Raw genomic sequence first — 9545 nt, forward strand, 5'->3', positions numbered from 1 at the left:
ATCACCAGAAGCTTTTATTCAAAAAAGAAATGTATATGGTGGACCGAGTAAAAAAGAGATGGAGCGTATGATTAATAAACGTAAAGAATCGTTTCGAAAAGAAGAAGAGCTATTTGAGAAGGAAAAGAAGAGAGTTTTGCATGCTGAAAATGATTTGAACACATTAGTTTCAAATGTTATTGAATCGTAAAAAAAGGATTTAATGAATTAATCGCCAATACTTAATTAAAATATAAATCGAGGGAAGAGATTGTCGATGATTCAATTGCATGTATATGAAGATGTTCTCCGTTTTAAAGAAGATGTTACATCATTTTTAGGAGAGAACGAGCAGGGAAATAATTTAATATTAGGTGTATTGCAAGTTGTTCAAGAACCGATATTTATGGGGGTAGCGAAACAAGGAGAGGAAATTGCGGTTGTATTTCTTCAAACAGAAGAGAAGATACAAATGATTGTTGCAACTTCTGAAATTTCGGAAGAGGATATAGCGGAACTTGCAAAGGAGTTAACGAAAGTATATCCGGATATTCCTGGTTTCATTGGTAATAAGAAAGTCATACAGAAGTTAGCTGAAGAGATTGCGATATTAGAACGGAAAAAAACTACACTTGGAATGGAACAAGGTGTATATGAATTAAAACGAGTAAAGAAGAAGTGGAGCGGAGATGGAATTTTTCGTGCAGTAAATAGTGATGAGCTGCCATTAATAGAACAGTGGATACATCAATTTTGTGAAGATGTGAAGCTTCCTACTACGAAAGAAGAGGCAAAACAAACTGCATATACACTAATAACTACTAACCGTCTATTTGGTCTGGAGGTGGGCGGAAAACTAGTCTCTGTAGCTGCAAAAACGAGACCGACTACAAATAATATAACAGTCAATTTCGTTTATACGCCGAAAGAGGAACGAAAAAAAGGATATGCATCTATTTGTGTAGCCGAACTTAGTCAACGTATGCTAGATGAAGGCTACAAAACAACGACATTATATACCGATCTAGCAAATCCAACTTCTAATAAAATTTATCAAGAAATTGGTTATGAGAAGATTATGGAGTCGGTACTTATATTTTTAGAGAAATAGAACAAAAAGGCGCGCTAATTTAGCGTGCCTTTTCGTTATTCATCAATTCGAATAACCTCGCCTTGCGGAAAGTCTTCAGTCTCTAGTAAGTTACGAATAGCTTTCGCAACATATTCAGGTGACAGTAGCTTTCCTTTTTCTTTTAATGCGGTGAAGCGGTCTAAGTTAATAAAGTCTTCCTTATTTGTTTCACGAATTTGTGCTTGCATATTTGTATCAACAACACCCGGTGCAAAAGCGACAGTTTTTACAGGATAGTCTTTCTCCACTTCTTCAGTAGCTACGCACTGTGTAAACATATTTATACCGGCTTTCGTTGTACAATAAGCTCCCCATCCGAAATAAGGATTTTTTCCTGCACCAGATGAAATATTTATAATGCGTTTATCTACTTTCCAGTCTTTCGTCTGTTTCATGAAAGTGGAAGTAAGGATCATCGGTGCAATTAAATTAATATGAACGTTCGTAATGAATTGTTCACTTTCTGATTTTTCGATGGGTTTTATTGGTGCAACTGTGCCTGCATTATTAATTAAATGAATCGATGAGACATTGTCTTTTTGAATAGATGAAAAGACTTCGTTAAAATGCGTTTCTAAATTATGTACATCTTGAAGATCTATGGAATGGAAAATACAATTGCTGTTGTTTTGCTCGGCGATTTTTGTAAGCTTTTTATTTTCTCTCCTAGAAATAGAGATAACGGTTGTATTTTCTTCTAACAATTGCACGGCGATTGCCTCACCTAAACCTTGTGAAGTTCCTGTTACGATAACGTAGCGCATAGTGTAGAAAACTCCTCTCATATGTGTGGGATTTTATTGGACAACGTACATTGTATAGTTTGTCTACATTTTATAGTATAGAGCACTTTTTACTATAAATGAAATGAGATGATTATGTGCCTTTTATGAATCGCTTTACAACAACAGTAACTGGTGCCGTCACGTTCACTGGGAACATGTTAGGACTAAGTCCTACATCGCCTGCACCAAATAATAACTTCGGTACGATTGATGTGTTTACAACGGTAAATACATCGCTCCAAGTATCTGGATTCCCAGCAGGAACGACGAATGACTGGCCATTAAATTCTTCAAGTGCAATTTTGAATCTTCCGGCAGGGAGTAGTATTTTATACGCAGAACTAGTGTGGGCCGGCACATACCGGACCGATACAGAGGATGTTTCAGCTTTTTTAAATGATAACATTACATTTACAACACCGGCAGGAACGTTTTCTGTTACACCAGATCCTGCAACTGCGCAGCAAGGTTCAGTAGGGAACCAGTTTTATTACGTACGTTCAGCTAACGTAACGAATCTTGTTAATACAGGGGGAGCGGGAACATATACAACGGGTGCTGTACCGGCTACAAGAACTTCTGCTGATCCAACAGTCAGTCGTTCAGCTGGTTGGACGCTTGAGGTAGTTTATCAAAATACAAGTTTACCACTTCGGAATTTGTCAGTGTATGCAGGTCAAGAAATTATTGATGCTTCATCACCACCAGTTGATGCTACTATTTCAGGTTTCGCAACTCCATCTACAGGTTCTGTTACAGGAAGAGTACTTGTAACTGCTCAAGAAGGTGATTCTAACATTGTTGGAGATCAACTTCGCTTTGGACCGAATGCGAATGCTACAGTTGCTTTATTCGGACCGAGAAATCCCGCAAATAATTTCTTTCAGTCACAAATTTGTAATGATAGTGGGAATTTAGATACAACTGGCACCTTTGGAAATTTGAATCAGCCGTTAGGGATAGCTTTAGCCGTCCGAAGACAAGGATGGGATATTACGAATGTAGATGCTTCGTCATCCTTAGTAAATAATCAAACGTCAGCAACTGTTCGCTTCGTTACAAATGGAGATGGATATGCTGCAGCTGGTTTTGGTGTTCAAATTGATGCGACAGGGCCAATTATAAATCCTGTTAAATCTGTTGATAAAACAGTTGCAGGTATAGGAGATATTCTCACTTATACGATTACTGTTCCGAATACAGGAACAGGAAGTGCAGAAAACGTTGTATTACAAGATAGTATTCCGAACGGAACAACATTTATAGCTGGTAGTGTAACAGTAGGTGGAGTAACTCAGCCGAGCGCCAATCCAGCTAGTGGGATTAATTTAGGAACGATACCGAATAATGCTCAAAGAGTTGTTGCATTTCAAGTGAGAGTTACGTCATTCCCGAATCCCAATCCAATTTCAAATCGTGCAATGGTGTCATACCAATTCCGTCCTTTTGTTGGAAGTCCTCCTATCACAAGTACAGCTTCTTCAAATACAGTACAGACGACGGTAAATCGCGCAAATGTAAGTTTGCAAAAATCTGTAGATTTACAGACGGCAGCACTTAATGATGTATTAACGTACACAGTTAATGTGACGAATAATGGGAATGTCGCTGCAAATAATGTGATTTTTGTTGATAGTATCCCTGCTGGAACAACATTTGTCGCAAATAGTGTTACGGTAAATGGAGTAGCGCGTCCAGGAGCAAATCCAGCAAGTAGTATTAATATCGGAAGTATTAATGCTTCGCAAACGACTGTAGTGCGTTTTCAAGTTCGAGTAACATCAAATCCTCTTGTAAATCCAATTCCAAATCGTGCGAGTGTAACATTTAACTTTACCCCAGTGCCTGGTCAACAACCAGTTTCAGGTCAAGCGACAAGTAATACAGTGTTTACTACAATAAATATAGCTGATATAAGAACGAGAAAAACAGTGGATAAAGCTTTTGCGACGGTTAACGACGTTCTTACGTACACCGTTACAATTGAAAATACAGGAAATGTACTTGCGACGAACGTTATTTTTCAAGATCCAATCCCAACTGGAACGACTTTTATCGCAAATAGTGTAACTGTAGACGGAGTTTCGCAACCCGGGGCAAATCCGGCGACGGGGTTTGCAGTAGCTAATATATCTCCTGGCGGAAGTAGGACGGTGACATTTCAAGTACGAGTTGTATCAGCACCTTCAGGTGGTACCGTTGCAAATCGTGGGAATGTATCTGCTAATTTCATCGTAAACCCGAATCAGCCACCAATAACGATTAATAGACAAACGAATACAGTTGTAACGCAAATTAATACAGGCGGTTTAAATGTAATAAAAGAAGTAAATACAACTCAAGCGGCAGTAGGGGATACTTTAACATACACGATTGCCGTCCAAAATACAGGTAACGTTCCGTTAACAAATGTGTTTTTCCAAGATACTACTTCTTCAGCCGTTTCTTTCGTTGCCAACTCTGTAACGATTAATGGAGCACTGCAAAGTGGACTGAATCCGAATTCGGGATTTTCTCTTCCGAATATCCCTGCGGCTCAGACAGTTGTAGTTACATTTGATGTATTAATTGAGCAGGATCCGCCAAATGAAGATATTTTAAATAGTGCAACTGTATCCGCGAATTTTCAAGTGGATCCGAATGAACCACCGGTTACTATTACTGTTCCGAGTAACGTCGTGAATACGGCTGTACAAACAGGGAGCTTTGAAGTTGTAAAATCTGTGAATACTGGTGTTGCAACTGTAGGGGATATTTTAGTATATACAGTTGAAATAATAAATGCAGGAAGTGTGCCAGCTACAAATGTATTTTTCCAAGATGCCATTCCGCAAGAGACGTTATTTATTGAAAATAGTGTATTTGTTAATGGAGTTTTACAAGAAGGGGCAGATCCGGAATTCGGATTTACATTAAATGATTTGCCTACTGGTGAGAGTGTGACTGTTACATTTGAAGTATTAATTGATGAAATCCCGATGGGAAATAATGTTGTAAATAATGCGAATGTCACCGGAGATTTTCTTGTAAATCCAACAGAGCCACCAATTACTGTGACGGTGCCGAGTAATACTGTTATGACAGTCGTGAATTCTTCAGGGTTAAATGTAATGAAGAGTGTAAGCGCTACTGAGGCGGGTTTAGGAGATACGTTAACGTATACAGTTCGTATACAAAATAGTGGAACAGTAGCAGCGACAAATGTATCATTCCTTGATCCAATTCCAGCTGGTACAACGTTTGTTGCGAATAGTGTAACAATAAACGGGATCTCTCAACCAGGTTTAAACCCAACAACTGGATTTCCACTTGCTAATATTCCAGTAGGAGGGATGGTAACTGTCACTTTCCAAGTGTTGATCACAAGTGTGCCAGCGAACAGGGTACTTCCGAATAATGCAAATGTAACTGCTGATTTTCAAGTAAGTCCATTGCAGCCACCGATTACAATTGTAACGATTAGTAATATCGTTGTGACACGAGTAAATGTAGGTTCAATTAATGTAATGAAGAGTGTAAATACGCCGCAAGCAGGTGTAGGAGATACGTTAACATATACGATTCGTATTCAAAATACAGGAACTGTTCCTGCAGCAAATATTATTTTTCAAGATCCGATACCTGCCGGAGCTGCATTTGTCGCGAATAGTGTAACGATAAATGGTGTTGTTCAGCAAGGAGCAGACCCTGCGGTAGGTTTTCCAGTTTCGAATATTCCAGTTGGGCAAACCGTTACAATTACGTTTCAAGTTACAGTGACTAGTGTTCCAAGTGGTGGAAATATAAGAAATCAATCAAACGTGACGGCAAGTTTTCTTATAAATCCAGCAGGTCCTCCTATAACGACTGTTACGAATAGTAATTTTGTAGTGACACAAGTAAATACAGCACAGTTAAATATACAAAAATCTTCATCTGTACAACAAGCAGCACTTGGAGAAACTTACACGTATTCTGTTGTCATTCGAAATAACGGAACAGTTATAGCAACGAATGTTTCCTTCATTGATACAGTTGCTCCAGAAACAACATTTGTCGCAAATAGTGTAACGATAAATGGAACTTCTCAACCTGGATTTGATCCAAATGTAGGTTTTGCGCTTCCTAATATTGCAGCTGGAACATCATTGACGGTTACGTTCCAAGTTACAGTAGTTGCGCCGTCTACACGCGGAGCGGTATTAAACACAGCAGCTGCTACAGCCACTTTCTTATTAAATCCTTTACAACCACCTGTAACAACGACAAATTCTAGTAATACGACGGTCGTGACTATACCGTTACCACCTCCAGGGGAAGTGACCGCTACAAAAACAGTTAATGTTGCCACTGGAGCCGTTGGTGATGTATTAACGTATACCGTTCTAATAACGAATATAGGCATTATTCCTGTTACAGATGTGCTCTTCCAAGATGTAATTCCAGAAGGAACAACATTTGTTGCAAATAGTGTAACGATAGGTGGAATCCAACAACTTGGTTTAAATCCAGAACAAGGATTTACAGTTATTCCGTTATTAAATCCTAGTGGGAGTATTTCTGTAACGTTCCAAGTGACGATTACAGCGATTCCTGATAATGAAGTCATATTAAATGATGCAGATGTTACATTTACTTCACAACCGAATCCAATGGAACCGCCGATTACGCAAACAATTTTAACGAATTTAGTCGTTACGACAATTAATATAGCTTTTATTTTCCCATTAAAAATAGTAGATAAAGAAGTAGCGACAGTTGGAGAAGTTTTGACTTATGATGTACTGATTTTTAATTTTGGAACAGTGACAGCAACAGATGTTCAATTTATCGATTCTAGTTCTACTGGGGTAGCATTTGTACCAGGAAGTGTGAGCATTAACGGGGTACCAGAGCCGGGATTAGATCCTTTTATCGGATTTACAGTTCCCGATATCCCTGTAAATGATTTTGTACTTGTCACATATCAGGAAGTGGTAACGAGCATACCAGAAGGGGGAACAGTTGTTAACTTTGTAGACGTTACAGCTACATTTGCTGTAAGTGAAACAGAGCCACCTATAACTGAAACGACGACAAGTAATACGACATTAACTAAAATAAATGAATCTGGTTTGAATGTTTTAAAATCGGTAAGTCAGCCGATTGTTGCAGTAGGCGATACAATCACATATACAACAGTAGTTCAAAATACGGGAACAGTGACAGCGACGAATGTTCAATATAGTGATGTACTACCTTCCTCTATAACATTTGTACCAGACAGTGTAACGATAGACGGTGCGTTACAACCTGGATTCAATCCTAATAATGGATTCCTACTTCCAGATATAAATCCAGGTGAAAGTGTAGAAGTCACGTTTCAGGTAATAGTTGTTAGTGTTCCATCAAACGGAACGATTGCCAATACGGCAAATGTTACTGGAAGCTTTATATTAGTACCAGGAGAACCACCAGTTATAGTAAATCAGCCAAGTAATACAACACTCACAACTGTAAATAGAGGACGCTTTAATGTTATTAAACAAGTAAATAGAGCCGCTACTCTAGTTGGAGATGTATTAACGTATACGATACAAATAACGAATACGGGAACAGTAACAGCTAATAATGTTCAGTTTATTGATACGATTTCAGCAGGAGCGTCATTTGTACCGAATAGTGTAACAGTAAATGGAGTTCTGCAACCAAACTTAAATCCGATTACTGGATTTGAAGTTGGAGATATACTCGTTGGTGACACGGTTATAGTGACGTTTCAAGCGACAGTTACAACCATCCCATCGTCAGGAACAATTACGAATGTTGCAAATATAACAGGGAGCTTTACTTTAGTGCCAGGAGAACCACCAGTTGTAGTAACAGAGCCGAGTAATACGACGATAACAAGGGTAAATAGAGGCCGATTCAGTGTCATAAAAACTGTAAATAAGCAAGCAACACGATTAGGGGATACGTTAACTTATAGTGTGCAAGTTACAAACACGGGAACGGTAACTGCGACAAATGTTCAGTTTATTGACGTTACATCACCTGATTTAGAATTCGTTCCAGGAAGTGTGGAGATAAATGGGATTCCGCAAGTAGGTTTAAATCCTTTTGTAGGCTTTTCATTACCGGATCTTGCAGTAGGGGATAGCGTATTAATCACATTTGAAGTAAATGTAATCGAAATTCCACCTTCTAGTAGCATTATGAATACAGCGAGAGTAACGGGTGATTTCGAATTGATTCCAGGAGAACTGCCGTTTACAATTACGAATTCAAGTAATACGACAGTAACACCAGTAAATAGAGGCAGTTTAGATATGCTGAAAGAAGTAGACAATTCAATTGTTGGAGTAGGAGAAACGGTAATGTACCGTGTTCGTATATTAAATACTGGTACGGCTGATGCAATGAATGTTCAATTTATCGATGTCTTATCTCAGGAAGCTGTTTTTGTACCAAATAGTGTAACGGTAAATGGAGTAGCACGTCCAGGAGTAAATCCGCAGGTTGGATTTACGATTTTAGACATTCCAGTCGGTGAGACGGCGATTGTGACATACGAAGCTACGATTACAAGTTTTCCAGATGGTGGTACAGTAGTGAACGTTGCTGGGGCGTTAGCAGAATATATTTTAGTACCAGGAGAGCCGCCAGTTACAGTGATGGACACGAGTAATACAGTTATTGTAACGGTAAATACTGCAATCTTATTTGTTGCAAAAGGAGCAAACTTTGAAGTAGCGATGGTAGGAGATGTTGTCACTTATGGAATTGCTGTTATAAATGATAGTACAGTTCCTGTGACGAATATTGTTTTAACAGATATCATTGATCCGAATACGTTATTTATAAATGGCACGGTAACGGTAAATGATGTGCCTCTTCCATTTGCCAATCCGAATACTGGTATTCCGTTAGGTGATTTTCAGCCAAATGATGCAGCAATTATTAATTTCCAAGTTGTAATAACAGGAGGGCAAATAAATAATTTAGTTACAAATACTGCTACAGCGGATGGGCTCGCAACTGTAAATCCTAATGAGCCGCCTGTAGTAGTTGAAGGCGATAGCAACACAGTTGTTATCCCGTTTATTCCTCAGAATGTCTCAACGACAGTTGTAAAAACGGCAGATCATCAAACAGCAACGATAGGCGATGTTATTACGTTTACGACAGTTATTACGAATACGGGGGATACAGCGATACAAAATATTCGTTTTCAAGATATGTTAGATAGTAGTGTTCGATTTGTCCCTGAAAGTGTAACGGTCGATAGTGCACCAGTACCAAATGCAAGCCCTGCACTAGGATTTATTATAGGTAATTTAAATCCTGGTGAAGCGCGCAAGGTTTCCTTTCAAGTAGCAGTCGAGCAAGCACCAATTGGTTCAGGTAATTATATTAATACAGCAAATATTCGTTTTGAATATCAAATAGGTACAGTGTTACCACCTGTTACACAAATAATGGAAAGTAACATGGTTGTTATTCCATTCGTTCCAACGATAGAACAAATTTGCGCAACAAACTTTAATTGTCTAGAAAAGTTTCCTTTTAAATGTTCTCCATGTAATCACTTTCGGATAAATAAACAATAAATACCAAAAGAGCATCCTGCAAGGAAGAATGAACTGCACCCCAGTTGTTAGACACAGTCTAACAACTGGAGGTGCAGTTTT

At 38.6% G+C, this 9545-nt stretch carries 3 protein-coding genes and 1 pseudogene; 3 read left to right on the plus strand and 1 reads right to left on the minus strand.

The features are described 5' to 3' along the window. Both AB3X48_RS13360 and AB3X48_RS13365 read left to right on the plus strand, forming a co-directional pair. Nucleotides 1-190 (plus strand): annotated as a pseudogene (locus AB3X48_RS13360) (argininosuccinate lyase); the annotation flags it as partial. A 66-nt stretch (nucleotides 191-256) separates the two neighbouring features. Continuing rightward, entirely contained in the window at nucleotides 257-1090 is an 834-nt protein-coding gene (locus AB3X48_RS13365) for a GNAT family N-acetyltransferase (protein WP_033710880.1), read from the plus strand. Nucleotides 1091-1125: 35 nt separating this feature from the next. Here AB3X48_RS13365 and AB3X48_RS13370 read toward each other — a convergent pair whose 3' ends face one another. Continuing rightward, nucleotides 1126-1875 (minus strand): (S)-benzoin forming benzil reductase, encoded by a 750-nt coding sequence (locus AB3X48_RS13370; RefSeq protein ID WP_016105804.1) that lies wholly within the window; start codon nucleotides 1873-1875, stop codon nucleotides 1126-1128. 116 nt (nucleotides 1876-1991) lie between these two features. Between AB3X48_RS13370 and AB3X48_RS13375 the strand changes: the two genes are divergently transcribed. Continuing rightward, on the plus strand, nucleotides 1992-9464 hold the full coding sequence (locus AB3X48_RS13375; RefSeq protein ID WP_367959672.1) for a CLIPPER-2 domain-containing protein: 7473 nt from the start codon (nucleotides 1992-1994) through the stop codon (nucleotides 9462-9464). Nucleotides 9465-9545 lie beyond the last annotated feature (81 nt).

This window comes from Bacillus sp. S4 (genome assembly GCF_040838205.1).
In the GTDB taxonomy this organism is placed as follows: Bacteria; Bacillota; Bacilli; order Bacillales; family Bacillaceae_G; genus Bacillus_A; species Bacillus_A cereus_U.